Below are 511 nucleotides of genomic sequence, written 5' to 3' on the forward strand. Positions count from 1 at the left end.
ATTTGCTTGGCGACCATAGCATTGTGGACCCACCTGATTTCCATGCCGAACTCAGAAGTGAAACGCAATAGCGCCGATGGTAGTGTGGGGTCTCCCCATGTGAGAGTAGGACATCGCCAGGCTTTAATTTTGAACACTTGCTAAGGCAAGTTTTCCACTGCGGAGTGGTAGTTCAGTTGGTTAGAATACCGGCCTGTCACGCCGGGGGTCGCGGGTTCGAGTCCCGTCCACTCCGCCATTTATTTTAGAAACCTCAGCATAAGTGCTGAGGTTTTTTTGCATTTAAAGATGGTATATTCGACCTACGGTCGAACGAGTCTCGGTCGTGTGTGACCCCAGACGCTCTGTCACTTATTCAGAAGTTTCACCTCGTGCGAGGTTTGTTGTAAGCGCATCATGAACCCCGCGTTCTAATCATCCGTCTCGAATAATAAGATCAAGTCTCCAACTCAAAGGAGACTTGAAATGGTCAAACGACGAACCAACCAAGAATGGCAAACGTTATTCGAAC

The 511-nt window shown here is 48.5% G+C and carries 1 tRNA gene and 1 rRNA gene; both read left to right on the forward strand.

The features are described from left to right. The first annotated feature begins 5 nt into the window (after positions 1–5). Positions 6–122, forward strand: a 5S ribosomal RNA gene (gene rrf, locus HC752_RS24400). Between the two features lie 39 nt (positions 123–161). Continuing rightward, a tRNA-Asp gene (locus HC752_RS24405) sits at positions 162–238 on the forward strand. Positions 239–511: the final 273 nt, after the last annotated feature.

This window comes from Vibrio sp. S9_S30 (assembly GCF_014694455.1).
Classification (GTDB): domain Bacteria; phylum Pseudomonadota; class Gammaproteobacteria; order Enterobacterales; family Vibrionaceae; genus Vibrio.